Origin of the sequence: Paraburkholderia denitrificans (genome assembly GCF_042655705.1) — a bacterium.
Lineage (GTDB): Bacteria > Pseudomonadota > Gammaproteobacteria > Burkholderiales > Burkholderiaceae > Paraburkholderia > Paraburkholderia denitrificans.
Window position 1 is genome coordinate 57,536 of the sequence record NZ_JBHSMP010000037.1, and the last position, 20,110, is coordinate 77,645.

Here is a 20,110-nt window from a genome sequence, read left to right on the forward strand (position 1 = left end):
CTGTTCGTCGTAGTGGACGTGTAAGGAGTGGCACGATGAAGACGTTCCGGAATTCGCGCCAAATCGCTTCGGCGGCTTCGGCGCTGCTGGCGGCCGTCGCGCTCGGCATCGCGGGCACGGCGGCGGCGCAGCAAAACAGTACGGGAGGCACTGTCGGCGGCTCGACCACCGACAACACGAGCGCGGGCAACGCCAACGGCACCGGCATGCCGCAAATCCAGCAACAGGGCGCGGTCTCGTACGTGTCGGGCGGTGTCGGCCAGGACGAATCGATGGCGCTGCGGCAGGCGGCCCACCGCTGGCCGCTGTCACTGCGCTTCACCGGCACCGGCGGCAACTATCTCGCCGACATCCATGTGAAGATCGCGGACGCACACGGCACGAACGTGCTCGATACCACGTCGCTCGGGCCGTACATGCTCGTGAAGGTGCCGCCGGGCCGGTATTCGGTCCACGCGAGCTACTCGGGCGTCGCGAAAACGAGCGCGGTTACGGTCGGTTCGAGCGGCACCGCGCGCGCCTCGTTCACCTGGTGAATACCCGGCAGCCCCGCCGGGCGGGGCGTGCGGGCCCGCACGCTCCGCATCGAAGTTCGTACAAGGCGGCGAAGTTTCGCCGATAATGAAGCCATGAGCGGGTCGCGGCGCGTGCCGCCGCCCGCTCAGGAGCAAAAGCAGGAGCGGGGCCGAAAGCAAGAGTAAGAGCAAGAGCGGGGAGCCGCGTACGAAGGCAGGCGCGGCGTAGGCCCCAAGGCCGTGCACAGCGCAGGCGGGCACTGCCGCGACCATTCAGGGAGCCGGATATGGCGGTCAATCCAGACGCCGAACATCGCATCGATATCGTTGCCAACCGTCATCGCGTGCGCGTGATTCACGGCGGCATCACCATTGCCGACACGCTTTCGGCACTGACGCTCTCCGAAACCGGTTACCCGGATGTTTTCTATTTCCCGCGCGCCGACGTGAACATGGCGCGACTGGAACGTTCCACGCATACGACGCGTTGCCCGTACAAGGGCGAGGCGTCGTATTTCCATCTGCGCACGGAGGACACGCGTGTCGAAGATGTTGCGTGGAGCTACGAGGCGCCGCTCGCCGGCGTCGAAGGCATCAAGAACTTTGTGGCGTTTTACGCTTCGCGCGTAGACCGGATCGATCAGACATCCTGACCGGGCCGATCTACCGGGCGCTATCGTGGGAGCGGCCATGGAACTGAACGACGCCTTACGCATTCCGCTTGCGCCCTCTGTCGTCTGGGGGGCGCTGCAGGACAGCGCGCTCGTGCGAGCGAGCATGGAGCACTGTGATTCGTTGCGGCGTCTCGGGCCGGGCGAGTACGCCTTGACGCTCACCGTGCCGCTCGGGCCGTTGCGCGCGCGTTACGAAGTGCGCGCTCACCTTGCAGCCGACGCCGCCCAGGTGCCGCTCACGCCGCGCCGCGTACTGAGCTTTCGTGCGCGCGCCGACGGCATCGGCTCGCTGCGCGGCCAGATCGACGTGGCGCTGCGCGCCGACGATGAGCCGGGCGGCCCGGCGGGCATCTGCAAGGGCACGAGCACGCGCATCGACTATTCGGTGTGGGCGACGCTCACCGGTCCGCTGGCCGAGTTGCCGGCGCGCCAGCTGGAAAACGCGCTCCACGAAGTCGCCGACGATTTTTTCACCGAATTCTGCGCTGTCGTCGAAGCGAAGCACGGCACGGGGCCGAATCGCGTGGCAGGGCAGGCGCCGCGCCGCACGCACGTATTCCTGCGGCCGATCAGCCTTGCGGGCGTTGCGCGGCGCGCGCATTTGCTCCCGCAGCAATATGGCGGCACGCTGAGCGGCCGTGCGGCAAGCACGCTGCACCATGAGAGTGCGCCGCACGCCATGCCGACGTGGGCGTGGGCCGCGCTGATTTTCTTCGTCGCGCTGCTGCTCTATGTGGCGCGGCGCTTCACGGGCGGCTGAAGACGGTCGCAAAAACAGCGGGGCGTGCGCGCCCCGCCGTGCTTCTGCGTTCTGCGGCCGAACCGCTCAGGTGGGCTCTTTCTTCGCAGGTGTTCCGGTTCTCAATACCTGGCTGTAGCGCAGTGTGTCGAGCATTGCGTCGACGTGCTGGTCGGCGCTCGTCGCGACATCGAAGATATCGGGCAGGATCGCCATGTCGCGCAGCGCGCCCGTGATGAACGAGTGCAGCACGCGCGCCGCGCGCTCGACGTCCAGGTCCGCCGGAAGCTGGCACTTCGATATCGCATTGCGCAGGCCGTCCCGGATCCGCTCCAGCCCCTCACGCATGGTCGACTGATGGCGCGCCATCACGGGCCCCATTTCTTCCACGAACTCGCATTTCAGAAACAGGATTTCGAACACGCGGCGGCGGCGCGTGTCGGTTGCGGTGTTGCGCAGGCACAGTACGCACAGGTCGCGGATACGCCCGAGCGGATCGGGCTCCGAGGGATCGGTCGTGGCCGCCTTCAGCTCGTCGAGCGGCAGTACCACGCGGTCGAACATCGCCGTAAAGACGTCGCCCTTGTTCGTGAAGTGCCAGTAGATCGCGCCGCGCGTGACGCCGGCAGCCTTGGCGATGTCGGCAAGAGACGTGCGCGAGACACCTTTCTCGAAAAAGACCTGCTCGGCAGCGTCGAGGATCCGGCTACGCGTCTCCAGCGCTTCCTCTTTCGTACGTCGGACCATGTTTCAGCGTTCTTTTAATGGATTGCAGGAAGAGCGAATCGGGCGACCTATAACGTTCGCGACCTGACTTCGACCACACAAAGCGAGTGTAGTGAGCAAATCGTGTTGACGCTTGCCCCTGGGGAGGTATGTTCGCTTTTTACATGCATTCGCGAATGTATCTATAATAGCACCCCGCCATCCCTGAGCCTCGAGTGGTGACGTCCGGTTAATATCCGTCACTGGTTCAGGTGGCCGTGAAGATCCCGATGCGCGATGCCGTCATGTCGGCATCGCCGCTGTACAGCCCCGCTTTGCTGTCCGGATGGGGGCGGTAACCGGCGCTGCATTTGAAAGCAGTCAGGGGTATCCGTCAAGTATTGCCACATGCTGGCGTGCGTCGCCGTCCTGCCTCGAGCGGGGTGCAGCATGCTTTTTTCGTCAGTAATAGACAGATAGACAGATAGACAGAGGTCGCTCCATGCGCGTCGAACGGGTTCCATTCCGCCTAATCAGTATCGCGACGGCTGCCATCGTGCTTGCAGCGTGCGGGCAAAAGCAGTCGGCGCCTCCGCCGCAAACGCCCGAAGTGGGCGTCGTCACGGTCCAGCCGAGCGCCGTGCAGGTCGTCAGCGAATTGCCGGGCCGCACCAGCGCCTTCCTCGTCGCGCAGGTGCGCGCACGGGTCGACGGCATCGTGCTGCGCCGCGAATTCACCGAAGGCGCGATCGTGAAGGCGGGCCAGCGGCTCTACAAGATCGATCCCGCGCCGTACATCGCCGCGCTCAATAACGCGCGCGCGGCGCTCGCCAAGGCGCAGGCCAACCTCGCCACGCAGAATGCCCTCGTCGCGCGCTACAAGGTGCTGGTCGCCGCGAACGCCGTGTCGAAGCAGGACTACGACAACGCGGTCGCGGCCCAGGGCCAGGCGAAGGCCGATGTCGATGCCGGCAAGGCCGCCGTCGATACCGCGCAGATCAACCTCGGCTATACAGACGTCGTCTCGCCCATCACGGGCCAGGTCGGCATCTCGCAGGTCACGCCGGGCGCCTACGTGCAGGCGAGCCAGGCCACGCTGATGTCCACCGTGCAGACGTTCGATCCCATGTACGTCGATCTCACGCAGTCGAGCCTCGACGGCCTCAAGCTGCGCCGCGAGATCCAGGAAGGCCGCCTGAAGGCGAACGGCCCGAACGCCGCCAAGGTGACGCTCGTGCTGGAAGACGGCCGCACCTACAAGGAAGACGGCAAGCTGCAGTTCTCCGACATCACGGTCGACCAGACCACCGGCTCGGTGACGATCCGCGCGATCTTCCACAACCCCGACCGCGTGCTGCTGCCGGGCATGTTCGTGCGCGCGCGCATCGTCGAAGGCGTGAACGCCAATGCGTTTCTCGTGCCGCAGGTCGGCGTGCAGCACGACCAGAAGGGCCAGGCGACGGTGCTCGTCGTCGGCAAGGACGACAAGGTCGTGCTGACGCCGATCCAGACGGGCGGCACGCAGGGTCAGGACTGGGTCGTCCAGGACGGCCTGAATGCGGGCGACCGCGTGATCGTGCAGGGCACCGAAAAGGTGCGTCCGGGCGCGAGCGTGAAGGCGATTGCGGCGCAACTGCCGCCGCCGCCGCCGCCGGGTGCGCCTTCGGCGGACATGGCGCCGGGCTCGAACGCCGCCGCACCCGCCGCACCCGCCGCATCGGGCGCGCAACCGGCTTCCGCTGCCCCCGCTGCTTCCGCCGCGCAATAACAGGGAATCCGCTTCATGGCAAAGTTCTTTATCGATCGCCCGATTTTCGCGTGGGTGATCGCCATCATCCTGATGCTGGCGGGCGTGGCGTCGGTGTTCACGCTGCCGGTGGCGCAATATCCGACCATTGCGCCGCCGTCCATCCAGATCAGCGCAACCTATCCGGGCGCGTCCGCGAAGACGGTGGAAGACACGGTCACGCAGGTGATCGAGCAGCAGATGAGCGGCCTCGACCACCTGTTGTATCTCTCCTCGACGAGCGACGACTCGGGCACGGCCACGATCACGCTGACCTTCGCTGCGGGCGTCAATCCCGACATCGCGCAGGTGCAGGTGCAAAACAAGCTGCAGCTCGCCACGCCGATCCTGCCGCAGGTGGTGCAGCAGCTCGGCATCAAGGTCACGAAGTCGAGCAGCAGCTTCCTGCTCGTGCTCGCGTTCGTGTCCGAAGACGGCGGCATGACGAAGTACGACCTCGCGAACTACGTGGCGTCGAACATTCAGGACCCGATCAGCCGGATCGACGGCGTGGGTACGGTCACGCTGTTCGGCTCGCAGTACGCGATGCGCATCTGGCTCGATCCGACCCGCCTGACCAACTACGGCCTCACGCCGGTCGACGTGTCGAGTGCGATCAGCGCGCAGAACGTGCAGATCGCGGGCGGCCAGCTCGGCGGCACGCCGGCGGTGGCGGGCCAGTCGTTTCAGGCAACGATCACCGAATCGACGCTGCTGCGCACGCCGGAAGACTTCGGCAACATCCTGCTGAAGGTGAACCAGGACGGCTCGCAGGTGCGCCTGAAGGACGTGGCGCGCATCTCGCTCGGCGGCGAAACGTATAACTTCGACACGAAGTACAACGGCGCGCCGACGGCCGGTCTCGGCATCCAGCTCGCCACGGGCGCGAACGCGCTGCAGACCGCGAAGCTTGTGCGCCAGAAGATCGACGACCTGTCGAAGTACTTCCCGCACGGTCTCGTCGTGAAGTACCCGTACGACACGACGCCGTTCGTGCGCCTGTCGATCGAGGAAGTGATCAAGACGCTGCTGGAAGGCATCGTGCTGGTGTTCCTCGTGATGTACCTGTTCCTGCAGAATCTGCGCGCGACGCTGATTCCGACCATCGCGGTGCCGGTCGTGCTGCTCGGCACGTTCGCGATCATGGCGGCGGTGGGCTTCTCGATCAACACGCTATCGATGTTCGGCCTCGTGCTCGCAATCGGCCTGCTCGTGGACGACGCGATCGTGGTCGTGGAGAACGTCGAGCGCGTGATGGCGGAGGAGGGGCTACCGCCACGCGAGGCGACCCGCAAGGCGATGGGCCAGATTACCGGCGCGCTGGTCGGCGTCGCGCTCGTGCTCTCGGCGGTGTTCGTGCCGGTGGCGTTCTCGGGCGGCTCCGTCGGCGCCATTTACCGGCAGTTCTCGCTGACGATCGTGGCGGCGATGGTGCTCTCCGTGCTGGTCGCGCTGATTCTCACGCCCGCACTGTGCGCGACGATTCTCAAGCCGATCCCGAAGGGGCATCACGAAGCGAAGACCGGCTTCTTCGGCTGGTTCAACCGCACCTTCGAGAAAAGCCGCGACAAGTACCACAGCGGCGTGCACCACGTGATCAAGCGCTCGGGGCGCTGGCTCATCATCTATATCGCGGTGATCGTCGCGGTCGGCATGCTGTTCGTGCGTCTGCCGAAGTCGTTCCTGCCCGATGAGGACCAGGGCACGATGTTCGTGATCGTGCAGACGCCCTCGGGCTCGACGCAGGAAACCACGGCGCGCACGCTCGCCAACATCCAGCATTACCTGCTCGACGACGAGAAGAACATCGTCGAGTCGGTGTTCACGGTGAACGGCTTCAGCTTCGCGGGCCGCGGCCAGAACTCGGGTCTCGTGTTCGTGCGGCTGAAGGACTACAAGGAACGCCAGCATCCGGATCAGAAAATCCAGGCGCTCGTGGGCCGCATGTTCGCGCGCTACGCGTCGTACAAGGACGCGATGGTGATTCCGGTGAATCCGCCGTCGATTCCCGAACTCGGCACGGCGGCGGGCTTCGACTTCGAACTGCAGGATCGCGGCGGCCTCGGCCACGACAAGCTGATGGCAGCGCGCAACATGCTGCTCGGCATGGCTGCGAAGGACCCGACGCTCGCGCTCGTGCGCCCGAACGGCCTGAACGACACGCCGCAGTTCAAGGTCAATGTGGACCGCGAAAAGGCGCAGGCGCTCGGCGTAACGGCGGCCGCGATCGACCAGACGTTCTCGATTGCATGGGCGTCGCAATACGTGAACAACTTCCTCGATACCGATGGCCGGATCAAGAAAGTGTTCGTTCAGTCTGACGCGCCGTTCCGCATGACGCCGGAAGACATGGACCTCTGGTACGTGCGCAACGCGACGGGCGGGATGGTGCCGTTCGGCGCGTTCGGGGCGGGGCAGTGGACGTTCGGCTCGCCGAAGCTCGAGCGCTTCAACGGTATTTCGTCGATGGAAATCCAGGGTCAGGCGGCTCCGGGCAAGTCGACGGGCCAGGCGATGACGGCCATGGAGAAGATCGCGGCGAAGCTGCCGGCCGGCATCGGCTACGAATGGACCGGCCTGTCGTTCCAGGAACGCCAGTCGGGCTCGCAGGCGCCGATCCTCTACGGCATCTCGATCCTCGTCGTGTTCCTGTGTCTCGCGGCGCTGTACGAGAGCTGGTCGATTCCGTTCGCGGTCATCATGGTGGTGCCGCTCGGCGTGCTCGGCGCGCTGCTCGCGGTGACGCTGCGCGGCCTGGAAAACGACGTGTTCTTCCAGGTGGGTCTGTTGACCACCGTGGGTCTCTCGGCGAAGAACGCGATTCTGATCGTGGAATTCGCGCGCGATCTCCAGGCCGACGGCAAGATGGGGCCGATCGAGGCGGCGCTCGAAGCATCGCGCTTGCGGCTGCGCCCGATCCTGATGACGTCGATGGCGTTCGTGCTCGGCGTGCTGCCGCTCGCGATCAGTAACGGCGCGGGCTCGGCGAGCCAGCACGCGATCGGCACGGGCGTGATCGGCGGGATGTTGACCGCCACGTTCCTCGCGATCTTCATGATCCCGATGTTCTTCGTCGTGATCCGTGCGAAGTTCGCGGGCGAGAAGGAAGACGCCGACGTTGCGCTCCAGCACTACGAAGAGCACCACGCGCACGACCACGACGATGAGAACGGTGGCGACGGCAGCGGCGGCGCAGGCGGTAACGGCCCGGGCAAGGAAGGACACTGAGATGCATAAACTATCGGTAATGGCAGTGGCCGCCGCGCTTCTCGCGGGTTGCACGATGGCGCCGTGGTATCACCGGCCCGCGGCGCCGGTCTCGCAGACTTATCCCGAGGGCGGCGTGTATGCGACGCAGCCGGGGCAGCCCGGCGGCGTCCCGAACGGCCGCAGCGCCAACGGCGCCGCGGCGACCGACATCGGCTGGCGCGACTTCTTCGTGGATCAGCGCCTGCAGCAGCTCGTCGAGATCGCGCTGAAGAACAACCGCGATCTGCGCGTGTCGGTGCTCAACGTCGAGGCCGTGCGCGCGCAGTATCAGATCACGCGTGCGGAGCTTTTCCCGTCAATCGATGCTACGGGTACGGAATCGCGCACGCGGGTGCCGCGCGATTTGCAGACTTCGCCGCGCAATCCGGTGAGCATCTATAACGTCGGCTTGCAGGCGTCCTGGGAAATCGACTTCTGGGGGCGTATCCGCAGCCTGAAGGACCAGGCGCTCGCGCAGTATCTGGCGACGGCCGAGGCGCGCAAGGCGGCGGAGATCTCGCTCGTATCGCAGGTGGCGGACCAGTATCTGACGATGCTGGCCGACGACGATCTGCTCACGATCACGCAGAACACGCTGAAGACCGCGCAGGACTCGTACAACATCACGAAGGTCCAGTTCGACAACGGCACGGGAACCGAACTCGATCTGCGCCAGGCGCAGACGGTGGTCGAGACCGCGCAGGCGAATCTGCAGGCGCAGATGCGCGCGCGGGCGCAGGCCGAGAACGCGCTCGTGCTGCTGATCGGCGAGCCGCTGCCGGCCGACCTGAAACAAGGTCAGTCGCTCGGCTCGCAGGATCTGCTGACCGACATTCCGGCGGGCCTTCCGTCCGACCTGCTCACGCGCCGGCCGGACATCATGGAAGCGGAGCAGCAGCTGCTTGCCGCGAACGCGAACATCGGCGCGGCGCGCGCAGCGTTCTTCCCGAAGATCTCGCTGACTGCCGCGCTGGGCACGGAGAGCCTGTCGCTGGGCGGACTGTTCAAGGCGGGCACGGCGGCATGGAGCTTCGCGCCGCAGATCACGATGCCGATTTTCGAGGGCGGCGCGAACATTGCGAATCTCAAACTCGCGAACGTCGAGAAGCGCATCGAGATTGCGAACTACGAGAAGGCGATTCAGTCGGCGTTCCGCGAGGTCGCGGACGGGCTCGCCGCGCGCGGCACCTACGATCAGCAGATCGCGGCGCTCGAGCGCAATACGTTCGCGAACCAGCGGCGTCTGGATCTTTCGGACCTGCGCTACAAGAACGGCGTGGACAGCTATCTGCCGGTGCTGACTGCTCAGACCGACCTGTATTCGTCGCAGCAGACGCTGATCCAGACGCGCCTTGCACGCCTGACGAATCTGGTCGATCTGTATCGCGCGCTGGGCGGCGGCTGGATCGAGCATGCGGGCGAGACGCCGCGTCCGGCCGATGCACCGGCCGACGAATCTGCCAACAACGGTGCGGCCAGCGCGCCGGTTGCGGCTTCGGCTGCGAAGGCGGGTTAAGCCGCTGCGCCAGCCGATGGCGCTTCATGCAAATACGCCACGGGAGACCGTGGCGTATTTTTTTCATCGTGCGCGATGTGCGCGATGTGCGCGATGTGCGTGATGTGCGTGATGTGCGTGATGTGCGTGATGTGCGTGATGTGCGTGATTCGTGCGGTTCAGCGCTTTCGCGTTTCGATTACTGGCCGATGCCGATCAGTTCGACTTCGAACGTGAGGTTGCTGTTCGCGGGGATCGGGCCAACGGCGCGGTCGCCATAAGCGGTTGCCGCCGGGCAGGTCAGCTTCGCCTTGCCGCCAACCCGCATTTTCTGCACGCCTTGCGTCCAGCACGGAATGACTTGTCCGAGCGGGAAGACCGCGGGGCCGCCATGCTTGGCGGAGCTGTCGAATTCGGTGCCGTTCGCGAGCGTGCCGCGATAGTTGACGCGCACGACGTCGTCAGCGGTCGGATGCGGGCCGGTGCCTTCCTTGAGGTGCTCGACAACAACGCCCGACGGCAACTTCTCGATGGAGTTGGCGGCGAACGCGGTCGATGCAACGGTGGCGGCGGCGAGTAAGGCAATCAGGGATTTCATGCGATGTCCTCGTGAAATGGCTCGTGCATTATATCGGGATACGCGCTGGGTCCCGGTTGAGGGTGCGCCGGACAAAGCGAGCGAAGCGGGGCGCCTGCGGGTCAGCGCAGCCTGCGCGAGCGCGTGTGCTTCGTGCTCACAGGCGCATCGATGCGACAACAAGAGCCGCGCGGCATGCTTTTGTCGTAGCGCCGACGCTCTTTACGGCAGGCCACGCAGGGGCGGTTTTCCAGCGGATATTGCGATGTCCTGGATATCGACTACCATGAGAATTGTTGCCGCGCAGCGCGTTTCCGTATGCGGCGACATATCTCTTCCTTGTTATGCGTACAACGGAGTCACTAACATGCAATGGACGACCCCCGCCTATACCGATATGCGATTCGGCTTTGAAATCACGATGTATATCGCCACGCGCTAGGCTCGCTCGCGCCGCTGTGCTGGGCGCTTGACGACCCTTCGCACCCATCCCGTCACCGCCGTCGTGAACCCACCGTCAATCCGCCGTGAACTTTGTGCAGCGCATTCATCGCGCGCGCATCATCCATCGAATGGAACCGCATGAAGATCAAGGTGCTTGGCTCATCGGCCGGTGGCGGCTTTCCTCAATGGAACTGCAACTGCCCGCGTTGCGACGGCGTGAGGCGCGGCACGATCAAGGCCTCGCGCCGCACGCAGTCGTCGATTGCGGTGACATCCAACGGCGACGACTGGCTGCTCGTCAACGCGTCGCCCGACGTGCTCGCGCAGATCGCCGCGAACCCCGAACTCCAACCGGCGCGTCAGATACGCGACACCGGCATCGCTGCCGTGCTCACGATCGATGCGCAAATCGATCACGTCACCGGCCTGTTGATGCTGCGCGAGCGCAGCACGCCGCTTCCGCTCTACACGACGGATGCGGTTTGGCAGGACCTCTGCACGGGCTTTCCGATCGGTCCGATCCTCTCCCACTACTGCGGCATCGAGCATCGCCGGATTGCGCTCGACGGCACGCCGCTCGCGCTCGACGCGCTGCCGGGCGTACAGATCGACGCGCTGCCGCTCACGAGCAAGGCGCCGCCGTATTCGCCGCACCGCCAGTCGCCCGAGCGCGGCGATAACCTGGGGCTCGTGCTGACCAACCGCGCAACGGGCAAGCGTGCGTTCTATGCGCCGGGGCTCGGCGAGATCGATGGCGCGCTTCTCGACGTCATGCGAAGCGTGGATCTGCTGCTGGTCGACGGCACGATGTGGACCCACGACGAGATGATCCGGCTCGGCCTGTCGAAACACACCGCGATGGACATGGGGCATCTGCCGCAATGCAGTACGGGTGGTGAGGACGGCATGCTCGACATCCTCGATTCGATCGTTCGCGCGGGTGTGCGCAAGGTGCTGGTTCATATCAACAACACCAATCCGATCCTCGTGGAAGACGGACCTGAGCGCCGCGCGCTCGATGCGCGTGGCATCGAAGTCGCCTACGACGGCATGACATTCGAGCTATGACCGGCGCGAGCGACGAGGCACCGGCATGGACGCGCGCCGGGTTCGAAGCGCAATTGCGGGCCAAGGGCAGCGCGTACCACATTCATCATCCGTTCAATGTGCTGATGAATAACGGCGGTTGCTCCCCGGCGCAGATCCGTGGATGGGTTGCAAACCGGTTTTATTACCAGATCAATATCCCGCTGAAAGACGCGGCGATTCTGTCGAACTGTCCCGAGCGCGAAGTGCGCCGCCTCTGGGTCAAACGCATACTCGACCACGACGGCAACGACGCCGAACCCGGCGGCATTGAAGCATGGGCACGTCTTGCCGATGCGGTCGGCCTGAGCCGCGATGAACTCTGGTCGCTGCGGCACGTCACGCCCGGCGTGCGTTTCGCGGTGGACGCGTATGTGAATTTCGCGCGCCGTGCGCCGTGGCAGGAAGCGGTCTGTTCGTCGTTGACGGAAATGTTCGCGCCGCAAATCCATCGCGACCGGCTCGCCACCTGGCCCACTCATTACCCGTGGATCGAACCGGCGGGCCTCGCGTACTTCCGGTCGCGCATTCCACTCGCACAGCGCGATGTCGAAGAGGCACTCGCGATCACGCTCGATCACTTCGTGCGGCGCGAGCAGCAGGAGCGTGCACTCGACGTGCTTCAGTTTAAACTCGACGTACTGTGGTCCATGCTCGATTCGATTGAGAAGGTCTTTGCGCAATGAACGAACCCATTCACGCTGAGCGCGCCGCGGCAGCGCTCCCGAACGCGTATCGCCCGGCGCTGGCGCGCCTGTTCCGTCTGCAGTGGGAGCCCGCGCAGCAGGCTTACGTGCTGCTCTACCCCGAGGGCATGGTCAAGCTCAACCAGAGCGCAGGGGAGATTCTCAAGCGTTGTGACGGCTCGCGCGATCTCGATGCACTGGTGGCAGACCTCGAACAGGCATTCGCGACGACCGGCATCGCGGCGCAGGTGCATGCATTCATTGCCGATGCGCTTGCGCACGGCTGGCTGGAGACGCGCGATGAATGATCCGGTTACTGCGAGCGCACCCGCTCATGACGTGGCGCCGCCGCTGTGGCTGCTGGCGGAACTGACCTACCGCTGTCCGCTGCATTGCGTGTTCTGCTACAACCCGGTCGATTACACGCGGCATCATCGCGAACTCGATACGGCGCAATGGATCGACGTACTGCGGCAGGCGCGCGAACTCGGCGCCGCGCAGCTTGGCTTTTCCGGCGGCGAGCCGTTGCTGCGCGACGACCTCGAAACGCTCGTGGCCGAGGCACGCGCGCTGGGTTTCTACACGAACCTGCTCACGTCCGGCGTCGGCTTGACCGATGCGCGGCTCGACGCGCTGAAGCAGGCCGGGCTCGATCACATTCAGCTTTCGTTTCAGGACTCGACGCAGGAACTCAATGACTTCCTGAGCCACACGCGCACCTTCGACCTGAAGAAGCGTGTTGCGGATTCAATCAAGCAGCACGGCTTTCCGATGGTGCTCAACTGCGTGCTGCACCGCTACAACCTTCCGCACGTCGACAAGATCATCGACATGGCGCTCGCGATGGGCGCCGAATATCTGGAACTCGCGAACACGCAGTACTACGGCTGGGCGCAGATCAATCGCGCGCATTTGCTGCCGACGCGCGAGCAACTCGAAGCGGCAGAGGCGACGGTCGAGCGTTATCGTCAATCGATTGGTTCGCGCTGCAAGATATTCTTTGTCGTGCCGGACTATTTCGAGCGCCGACCGAAGCGCTGCATGAACGGCTGGGGCGCGGTGTTCCTCGGCGTCGCACCGGACGGCGTCGCGTTGCCGTGCCACACGGCGCGGAGCCTGCCGGGACTGGTGTTTCCGAACGTCACCGAGGTTCCGCTGCGCGAGATCTGGTACGACAGCCCCGCCTTCAATCGCTTTCGCGGGTTCGACTGGATGAAGGAACCGTGCCGCAGTTGCAGCGAAAAGACCGTCGATCTAGGCGGTTGCCGTTGCCAGGCGTTCCTGCTGACCGGCGATGCGGCCAATGCCGATCCCGTTTGTGACAAGTCGCCGATGCACGAGCAAGTCGTGCAGATCGTGCGCGCCGCCGAAGCGCGCGAGCGCGAATCCGAACACCCGATCCTCTTTCGCAACGACGCCAGTTCAAGGCGGCTTGCGGCGTGCGCACCCGGCGATGCGGACGATGCGGGCGATGGCCGTGAGGCCGGGCGCGAGCGTTAGCGCGATTCGATCGACCCCACACTGTGCGGCCAGGTGACGATGCCCCACGCGAGCGGCAAGTTGCCGATCTGCTCGAGCGTCCGATAAGTCTGTGCGTCGAGCACGTAGACGGCGTTCGAGCGGCGACACGCGAGTAATAGCCACGCTTGACTGATCGCGTGACGCGGTGCCGCGTGCCGCTATCATCGCCACTGCCCCATCGCTACGTCACACGTCTTCCATGAACCCTTCACCCATGCGGTTTCTCGGCATCGATCTAGGCACCGGTTCGCTCAAGGTCGCGATCGTCGATGAAGCGGGTGTCGAGTGCGCCTCGGCCAGCGCCGCCTATGCGCTCGATACACCGCAGCCCGGCTGGGCCGAGATTCCTGTCGCACGCTGGTGGGACGCGTTGTGCGCAGCCTGCGCGCGTCTCGATGCGGGCGAGCGCGCGGCCGTGCGTGCAATCGGCTTCTCGGGGCAGATGCATGGCGTCGTGCTCGCCGACGAAGCGGGCCGCGCGCTGCGTCCCGCGATGCTCTGGCCGGACACGCGCGCGCATGCGCTGCTCGACGCGTGGCCGGAACCGCAGCCCAATCCGGTCGCGCCTGGCATGGCCGGGCCGCTGCTGCGCTGGACGCTGCAGCACGAGCCCAGGACGGCGCACGCTGTACGCTGGGCCTTGCAGCCGAAGGACTGGCTGCGCGTGGCGCTCGGCGGCGCGATTGCCGCCGATCCATCCGACGCCTGCGCGACCGCGCTCGCCGCGCCCGATAGCGCGTGGGACCACGCGCTGATCGAGCGCCTCGGCTTGCCTTCGCGCTGGTTCGCGCCGCTTGCGGCATCAGCCGAAGCGAGCGGCACGCTTGGCGCCGATGCCGCGCGTGCGCTCGGCCTCACCGCCGGCATTCCGCTCGCGACGGGCGCGGGCGACACGCCGTGTGCGGCCCTCGGCAGCGGCCTCGCGCCCGAAGGCGACGCGCTGCTCACCACGGGCACAGGCGGCCAGATTCTCGTGACCGCGCGCGCCCAACCGCCCGTGCGGCGCGGCCTGCATCGCTATCGGCAGGCGCTTGGCGGCTGGTACACGATGGCTGCGATGCAGAACGTCGGTGTAGCGCTCGAAGCAGCGCGCGGCTGGTTGTCTTACGATTGGAAGCTTGCCTATGACGAAGCCTTTGGCGCGGCGCCTTCGGCGACGCTCGCGTTCCTGCCGTATCTGAGCGGCGAACGCTCGCCGTGGCTCGATCCTGCGGCGCGCGGCGGCTGGCTCGGCGCGGGACTCGGCGATACGCGCGGCACGCTCATACGCGCGGCGTTCGAAGGCGTCGCATTCGCGTTACGCGCCGGGCTCGACGCGCAACGCGCATGCGGCTTGCCGATCACCCGCCTCAAGCTCGCGGGCGGCGGTTCGGTCGACGCGCGCTGGCGGCAACTGCTTGCCGATGCGCTCGGCGCCGAACTCGATGCCGTCGATTGCCCGAACGCTGCTGCGCGCGGCGCGGCGCTTTTGGGCGGCCTCGCGTGCGGACACTGGCGCGAAAGCGATCTCGCGGCGCTGGCGCCTCGCGCGACACGCGTGGCGTCCCCGCGTGAGGACAGCGCGCTCGAAGCGCGTTACGCGCGCTTTTTAGATCTTTACGGCCGCGTGCGCAGCTGGTTTGCCGCCGCGCCGTGAGCCGAAGACCCATTGCAGCATCCGAATCACCGAATCACCGATTTACAGGAGCATGGAAGATGAAAACGAAAGCTGCCGTCGCGTGGAAAGCGGGCGCTCCGCTGACGATCGAAGAAGTCGACCTCGACGGCCCGCGCGCAGGCGAGGTGCTGATCGAAGTGAAGGCGACGGGCATTTGCCACACCGACTACTACACGCTCTCGGGCGCGGACCCGGAAGGCATCTTCCCGGCGATTCTCGGCCATGAGGGCGCGGGCATCGTCGTCGATGTGGGTCCGGGCGTCGGCACGGTGAAAAAGGGCGATCACGTCATTCCGCTCTATACGCCCGAATGCCGCGAGTGCAAGTTCTGCCTCTCGCGCAAGACGAACCTGTGCCAGAAGATCCGTGCGACCCAGGGCAAGGGCCTGATGCCCGATGCGACCTCGCGCTTCTCGCTCGACGGCAAACCGCTCTTTCACTACATGGGCACGTCGACGTTTTCCAACTACATCGTCGTGCCGGAAATCGCCGTAGCGAAGATCCGCGAGGATGCACCGTTCGACAAGGTCTGCTATATCGGCTGCGGCGTGACGACGGGCGTGGGCGCTGTCGTGTATTCGGCGAAAGTCGAGGCGGGCGCGAACGTCGTCGTGTTCGGCCTTGGCGGCATCGGCCTGAACGTGATCCAGGGCGCCAAAATGGTCGGTGCGGACAAAATCATCGGCATCGACATCAACCCGAAGCGCGTCGAACTCGCGAAGAAGTTCGGCATGACGCACTTCATCAACCCGAACGAAGTGGAGAACGTCGTCGACCGCATCGTGCAACTGACCGATGGCGGCGCCGACTACTCGTTCGAATGCGTCGGCAACGTGAAGCTCATGCGCGAGGCGCTCGAATGCACGCACAAGGGCTGGGGACAGTCGTTCATCATCGGCGTCGCGGCGGCGGGCGAGGAGATCAGCACGCGGCCGTTCCAGCTCGTGACGGGCCGCCAGTGGAAGGGCTCGGCGTTCGGCGGCGCGCGCGGGCGCACGGACGTGCCGAAGATCGTCGACTGGTACATGGAAGGCAAGATCAACATCGACGATCTCATCACGCACACGCTCCCGCTCGATCGCATCAACGAGGGCTTCGACCTCATGAAGCGCGGCGAGTCGATCCGCTCCGTGGTGCTGTACTGAGCGGAGGCGAGCGATGCTGAACCTGATCGAGGAGCATGCCTGCCACGGCGGCGTGCAGCGCATCTACCGGCACGATTCGGCGACGATCGGGCTGCCGATGCGCTTTTCGGTGTTTCTGCCCGCGCAGGCGCACGCGCGCAGGGTGCCGGGGCTGTTCTACCTGGCGGGCCTGACCTGCACCGAAGAGACGTTTCCGATCAAGGCGGGCGCGCAGCGCTTCGCGGCGCAGCACGGCATCGCGCTGATCGCGCCCGATACGAGTCCGCGCGGCGCGAACGTGCCCGGTGAAGCGGATGCGTGGGACTTCGGCGTGGGGGCGGGCTTTTACGTCGATGCGACGCGCGAGCCGTGGTCGGCCAACTGGCGCATGTACTCGTACGTGCGCGACGAACTGCGCGAGGCGGTGACGACGCATTTGCCCATCGCGGGCGATCGGCTCGGCATCTTCGGCCATTCGATGGGCGGGCACGGCGCGTTGATGCTCGCGTTACGCAACCCGGAGATTTACCGGTCGGTGTCGGCGTTCGCGCCGATTGCCGCGCCCACGCGCTGTCCGTGGGGCGAGAAGGCGCTCCGCGGCTATCTGGGCGACGACCGCGAAGCGTGGAAGCGTTACGACGCGAGCGAACTCGTTGCGCACGCAACGCGCAGGTTCGAGGCGGGCATTCTGGTCGATCAGGGCCTGGCCGACCAGTTTCTCGCTGAGCAGTTGAACCCGGATGTGTTCGAAGCCGCGTGCCGTGCAGCCGGGCAGCCGCTGATGCTGCGCCGTCACGAGGGCTACGATCACGGGTACTTCTTCATCCAGACTTTCATCGAGGATCACATCGCGCATCATGCGCGGGTGTTGATGAAGCATTAGCCGGTTCGAAACCGGTCGCGCCGATGGCAAAACGGCGTTGCGCCTTGCGGTGCAACGCCGTTTTTTTATGGGCGCAAAAACTCAACGCCGCCCGATCAGGCTCGCGCCATAAACGAGCGCCGCGAGCAAGGTGATCCAGAAACTCGTCGGCCAGTCGGTATAGAACGCGAGCGTCACGCCGATCCACGCCTGCGCGAGCGCGAGCACCGCGGCGAGCACGAGGCCGCTCGACAGGCGCGTCGTGAGGTTCTGCGCGGCGGCGGCGGGCCCGACCATCAGCGTGAACACGAGCAGCACGCCGACGATCTGCGTGCAAGCCGCCACGGCGAGCGCCGCGATGGCGAGGAACAGGACCGAGACGAGCCGCAGCGACACGCCTTTGGCCTCGGCGAGTTCGGGCTGCAACGAAGCGAACAGGAGCGGGCGCATGATCGCGGCGAGCGCGACGAGGCTCGCGCCCGCGAGCGCGGCCAGCACGCCGAGCGTGTCGCGGCTCACGCCGAGCACGTTGCCGAAGAGCAGCGCGGTGACTTGGGTCGCGTACGACGTGAAGAAGTGCAGGAACAAGAGCCCGAAGCCGAGCGCGAGCGAAAGCGTCACGCCGATGGCGACGTCGCGGCCCGCGAGCTTTTCGCCGAGGGCGCCCATCGAAACGCCCGCGGCGAGCGTGAAGCCGACCATGCCCCACATCGGCGAGACGCCGAGCAGCACGGCGCCGGTCGCGCCCGTGAAGCCGACGTGCGACAGCGCGTGACCCGCGAAGGTCTGTCCGCGCATCACCAGAAAATAGCCGACCACGCCCGCGAGCACCGCGACGATGCCCGACGCCGCGAAGGCGTTCACCATGAAATCGTATTCAAGCATCGTGCGTATGGTCGTGTGCGCCGCTGCCGTGCGGATGCGCATGGGCGGCGTGTGTGTTGGTGTGTGCGTGTTCGTCGGTGTGTTCGTGAGCGTGTTCGTCCGAATGCTCGTGCGCGTGATCGTGCTCGTGGCCGTGATCGTGCTTCTCGACTTCGACGTCGCCGGACATCACGAAGATGCGGCCTTTCATGCGCATGACTTCGATCGGCGAGCCGTACAGGCGCGAGAGCACGGGCCCGGTGATCACTTCGTCGACGCTGCCGAGCGCGGCCACGCCGTTGCCGAGATAGAGCACGCGGTCGAGTGCGTTCAGGAGCGGATTGAGTTCGTGCGCGGAGAACAGCACCGCGATGCCGAGTTCGCGCTGCACGCGCCGCACGAGTTCCACCACGCCGCGCTGATGGTTGGGGTCGAGGCTGATGAGCGGCTCGTCGAGCAACAGCAGCTTCGGGTCGCCGAGCAGGCATTGCGCGAGCAGGAGGCGCTGGCGCTCGCCGCCGGAAAGCTCCGAGAGCGGCCGGTCGGCCAGCTTCGACGCGCCGACCAGGTCGAGTACGCGGGCGACATCGGCGTGCGTGGCGGCGTCGGTGCGCGGCAGGCCCCAGCGGTGGCCGTCGGCGGCCATCGCGACGAAGTCGCGCCCGCGCACGCGGCGGCTCGCGAGCGCGGTGCGCGTCTGCGGCATGTAGCCGATCGACGGATTGCCGCGAGCCACGTTTTCGCCCAACACGCGGATCGTGCCGCGCGCGGTGGGCACGAGGCCGAGGATCGCGCGCATCAGCGTGGTCTTGCCCGCGCCGTTCGGCCCGAGCACGCCGATGAACTCACCCTGGTTCACCGCGAAATTCGCCTCGCGCAGGATCGTGCGCTCGCCGAGCGCGAGCGTGACGCCCGCGACCGTGAGCACGGGCGTCGCATGCCGGTGCGCGCCGTGGGGCGCCGCGTGATCGCGGGGCGAGGGCCCAGCCGTTGTCATCGGGTTCTTCCTTGCGGACTGCTGTTACTCGAAGTGATTCGATCGAGTTGCATTAGTGGTTGGCGGACGCAGCCAGCGCATGGTCCAGCGCATCCAGCTGCACGAGCATCCATTGCTGGAACGTCACGCCTGCCGGTTGTGTTTCCGTGACGCTCACGCTCGGCACCTTCGAATCTTTTGCCAGCGCGAGCATGCGGCGCGTAAGCGCTTCGGTCGCCTGGCTGTTGTAGATCAGCACGTGCACGCGCCGCTCGCGCAGATCGCGCTCGAAGGCTGCGATGTCCGAAGCGCTCGCTTCGGTGTCGTTCATCGTCGCCAGCTGGAAGCGCAGGTTGCGCATGTCGAGCCCGAGCGCATCCGACATGTAGCCGAACACCGGTTCCGTCGCCGTCACCGGCACGCCGTGATAGCGCGTGCGCAGCGCCGCGACCTTCGCCTCGATCGGCTTGAGCGAGGCGAGGAACGCCGCCAGGTTCGCATCGTACACGCTCTTGTGCGCGGGGTCCGCCGCGACGAGCGCGGCGCTCACCGCTCGGGCCACCGCGGGCATCGTGTGCGGCTCGTACCACAGGTGCGGATTGTCGCCGGGCTTCTTGCCGACCAGATTCGCGGCGACGATGATCGTGCGCTCACCGCCCTGGGTCGCGCCGAGCAGCTTCGTCATCCACGGGTCGTAGTCGGCGCCGTTGTAGACGACGATGCGCGCTCGCTGCAGCGCGCGCGCCGTCTTCGGGCTCGCTTCGAAGAGGTGCGGATCCTGGTCGGGGTTGCTGAGGATGCTCGTCACGTCCACGCGCGCGCCGCCGAGCTGCCTGACCACGTCGCCATAGAAGTTCTCGGCGGCGACGACCGGAATCGCGGCGTCGGCGGCGAGCGCGGCATGCGCGAAGCCGAACACCGCGGCCAGCGTGGCGGCCAGCGTCAGCGCAAGGCGTGCGGCGGCCCGCGTGAGGTGACGCGCAACGAGATGGCGTAACGCGTTGGGTGCGATCATGGTGCTGTCCTGGATGACGAAGCGAGCGGCGGGAACGGGCTGGTGGCGAAACGAAGGCGAAATGATATAACGTATCGCAATCTTTGACGAGCCAACCGGGCAGCAAGCAGGCAGCAAGCAGGCAGCAAGCAGGCA

General features: G+C 65.9%; 19 protein-coding genes. 14 read left to right on the forward strand and 5 right to left on the reverse strand.

The features are described from left to right. Positions 1 to 35 precede the first annotated feature (35 nt). The 3 genes from ACFPTO_RS22280 to ACFPTO_RS22290 all read left to right on the forward strand — a co-directional run bounded on the left by ACFPTO_RS22280 (position 36) and on the right by ACFPTO_RS22290 (position 1,949). Entirely contained in the window at positions 36 to 536 is a 501-nt protein-coding gene (locus tag ACFPTO_RS22280) for a carboxypeptidase-like regulatory domain-containing protein (RefSeq protein ID WP_377714803.1), read from the forward strand. Between the two features lie 266 nt (positions 537 to 802). Beyond that, on the forward strand, positions 803 to 1,168 hold the full coding sequence (locus ACFPTO_RS22285; RefSeq protein WP_293039847.1) for a DUF427 domain-containing protein: 366 nt from the start codon (positions 803 to 805) through the stop codon (positions 1,166 to 1,168). 37 nt (positions 1,169 to 1,205) lie between these two features. After that, on the forward strand, positions 1,206 to 1,949 hold the full coding sequence (locus tag ACFPTO_RS22290; RefSeq protein ID WP_377714804.1) for a CoxG family protein: 744 nt from the start codon (positions 1,206 to 1,208) through the stop codon (positions 1,947 to 1,949). 66 nt (positions 1,950 to 2,015) lie between these two features. On the opposite strand, the gene ACFPTO_RS22295 is transcribed toward ACFPTO_RS22290, so the two are convergent. Continuing rightward, entirely contained in the window at positions 2,016 to 2,675 is a 660-nt protein-coding gene (locus tag ACFPTO_RS22295; protein WP_377714805.1) for a TetR family transcriptional regulator, read from the reverse strand. A 460-nt stretch (positions 2,676 to 3,135) separates the two neighbouring features. Here ACFPTO_RS22295 and ACFPTO_RS22300 point away from each other — a divergent pair, with 460 nt between their 5' ends. From ACFPTO_RS22300 to ACFPTO_RS22310, 3 genes are read left to right on the forward strand one after another with little or no spacing between them, the layout of a single operon-like run. Further along, entirely contained in the window at positions 3,136 to 4,401 is a 1,266-nt protein-coding gene (locus ACFPTO_RS22300) for an efflux RND transporter periplasmic adaptor subunit (RefSeq protein WP_377714807.1), read from the forward strand. 15 nt (positions 4,402 to 4,416) lie between these two features. Next, on the forward strand, positions 4,417 to 7,647 hold the full coding sequence (locus ACFPTO_RS22305; protein ID WP_377714809.1) for an efflux RND transporter permease subunit: 3,231 nt from the start codon (positions 4,417 to 4,419) through the stop codon (positions 7,645 to 7,647). A gap of 1 nt (position 7,648) precedes the next feature. Continuing rightward, positions 7,649 to 9,184 (forward strand): efflux transporter outer membrane subunit, encoded by a 1,536-nt coding sequence (locus ACFPTO_RS22310; protein ID WP_377714811.1) that lies wholly within the window; start codon positions 7,649 to 7,651, stop codon positions 9,182 to 9,184. Positions 9,185 to 9,362: 178 nt separating this feature from the next. Here ACFPTO_RS22310 and ACFPTO_RS22315 read toward each other — a convergent pair whose 3' ends face one another. Then, entirely contained in the window at positions 9,363 to 9,761 is a 399-nt protein-coding gene (locus tag ACFPTO_RS22315) for an FKBP-type peptidyl-prolyl cis-trans isomerase (RefSeq protein ID WP_296658655.1), read from the reverse strand. A gap of 346 nt (positions 9,762 to 10,107) precedes the next feature. Between ACFPTO_RS22315 and pqqA the strand changes: the two genes are divergently transcribed. The 8 genes from pqqA (at position 10,108) to fghA (ending at position 17,141) form a co-directional block, all read left to right on the forward strand. Continuing rightward, complete coding sequence (pqqA, locus tag ACFPTO_RS22320; RefSeq protein WP_087124130.1) at positions 10,108 to 10,182, forward strand: pyrroloquinoline quinone precursor peptide PqqA; 75 nt, start codon at positions 10,108 to 10,110, stop codon at positions 10,180 to 10,182. Positions 10,183 to 10,322: 140 nt separating this feature from the next. Next, the gene (gene pqqB, locus ACFPTO_RS22325; RefSeq protein ID WP_377714814.1) at positions 10,323 to 11,252 is read left to right on the forward strand and encodes a pyrroloquinoline quinone biosynthesis protein PqqB; all 930 of its coding nucleotides are present in this window, start codon (positions 10,323 to 10,325) and stop codon (positions 11,250 to 11,252) included. Then, a complete protein-coding gene (pqqC, locus tag ACFPTO_RS22330; protein ID WP_377714816.1) occupies positions 11,249 to 11,956 on the forward strand; it encodes a pyrroloquinoline-quinone synthase PqqC in 708 nt (235 codons plus the stop codon). The genes pqqB and pqqC overlap by 4 nt, the downstream gene beginning before the upstream one ends. Continuing rightward, positions 11,953 to 12,264 carry a pyrroloquinoline quinone biosynthesis peptide chaperone PqqD gene (gene pqqD, locus ACFPTO_RS22335; RefSeq protein ID WP_377714818.1) on the forward strand — a complete coding sequence of 104 codons (312 nt, stop codon included), beginning with the start codon at positions 11,953 to 11,955 and terminating at the stop codon, positions 12,262 to 12,264. Before pqqC ends, pqqD begins: the two co-directional genes overlap by 4 nt. After that, the gene (gene pqqE / locus ACFPTO_RS22340; RefSeq protein ID WP_377714820.1) at positions 12,257 to 13,456 is read left to right on the forward strand and encodes a pyrroloquinoline quinone biosynthesis protein PqqE; all 1,200 of its coding nucleotides are present in this window, start codon (positions 12,257 to 12,259) and stop codon (positions 13,454 to 13,456) included. The genes pqqD and pqqE overlap by 8 nt, the downstream gene beginning before the upstream one ends. A gap of 235 nt (positions 13,457 to 13,691) precedes the next feature. Beyond that, positions 13,692 to 15,113 (forward strand): xylulokinase, encoded by a 1,422-nt coding sequence (locus ACFPTO_RS22345; RefSeq protein WP_377714900.1) that lies wholly within the window; start codon positions 13,692 to 13,694, stop codon positions 15,111 to 15,113. 59 nt (positions 15,114 to 15,172) lie between these two features. Next, on the forward strand, positions 15,173 to 16,279 hold the full coding sequence (locus ACFPTO_RS22350; protein WP_377714821.1) for an S-(hydroxymethyl)glutathione dehydrogenase/class III alcohol dehydrogenase: 1,107 nt from the start codon (positions 15,173 to 15,175) through the stop codon (positions 16,277 to 16,279). 13 nt (positions 16,280 to 16,292) lie between these two features. After that, positions 16,293 to 17,141 carry an S-formylglutathione hydrolase gene (gene fghA / locus ACFPTO_RS22355; protein WP_377714823.1) on the forward strand — a complete coding sequence of 283 codons (849 nt, stop codon included), beginning with the start codon at positions 16,293 to 16,295 and terminating at the stop codon, positions 17,139 to 17,141. 81 nt (positions 17,142 to 17,222) lie between these two features. Here the strand turns inward: fghA and ACFPTO_RS22360 are convergent, their stop codons facing one another. Genes ACFPTO_RS22360 through ACFPTO_RS22370 form a run of 3 tightly spaced genes read right to left on the reverse strand, consistent with a single transcriptional unit; the run spans position 17,223 to position 19,975 of the window. Then, complete coding sequence (locus tag ACFPTO_RS22360; protein WP_377714825.1) at positions 17,223 to 18,005, reverse strand: metal ABC transporter permease; 783 nt, start codon at positions 18,003 to 18,005, stop codon at positions 17,223 to 17,225. Beyond that, a complete protein-coding gene (locus ACFPTO_RS22365; RefSeq protein WP_377714827.1) occupies positions 17,998 to 18,981 on the reverse strand; it encodes a metal ABC transporter ATP-binding protein in 984 nt (327 codons plus the stop codon). The genes ACFPTO_RS22360 and ACFPTO_RS22365 overlap by 8 nt, the downstream gene beginning before the upstream one ends. Before the next feature lie 52 nt (positions 18,982 to 19,033). Next, the gene (locus ACFPTO_RS22370) at positions 19,034 to 19,975 is read right to left on the reverse strand and encodes a metal ABC transporter solute-binding protein (RefSeq protein ID WP_377714829.1); all 942 of its coding nucleotides are present in this window, start codon (positions 19,973 to 19,975) and stop codon (positions 19,034 to 19,036) included. Positions 19,976 to 20,110 lie beyond the last annotated feature (135 nt).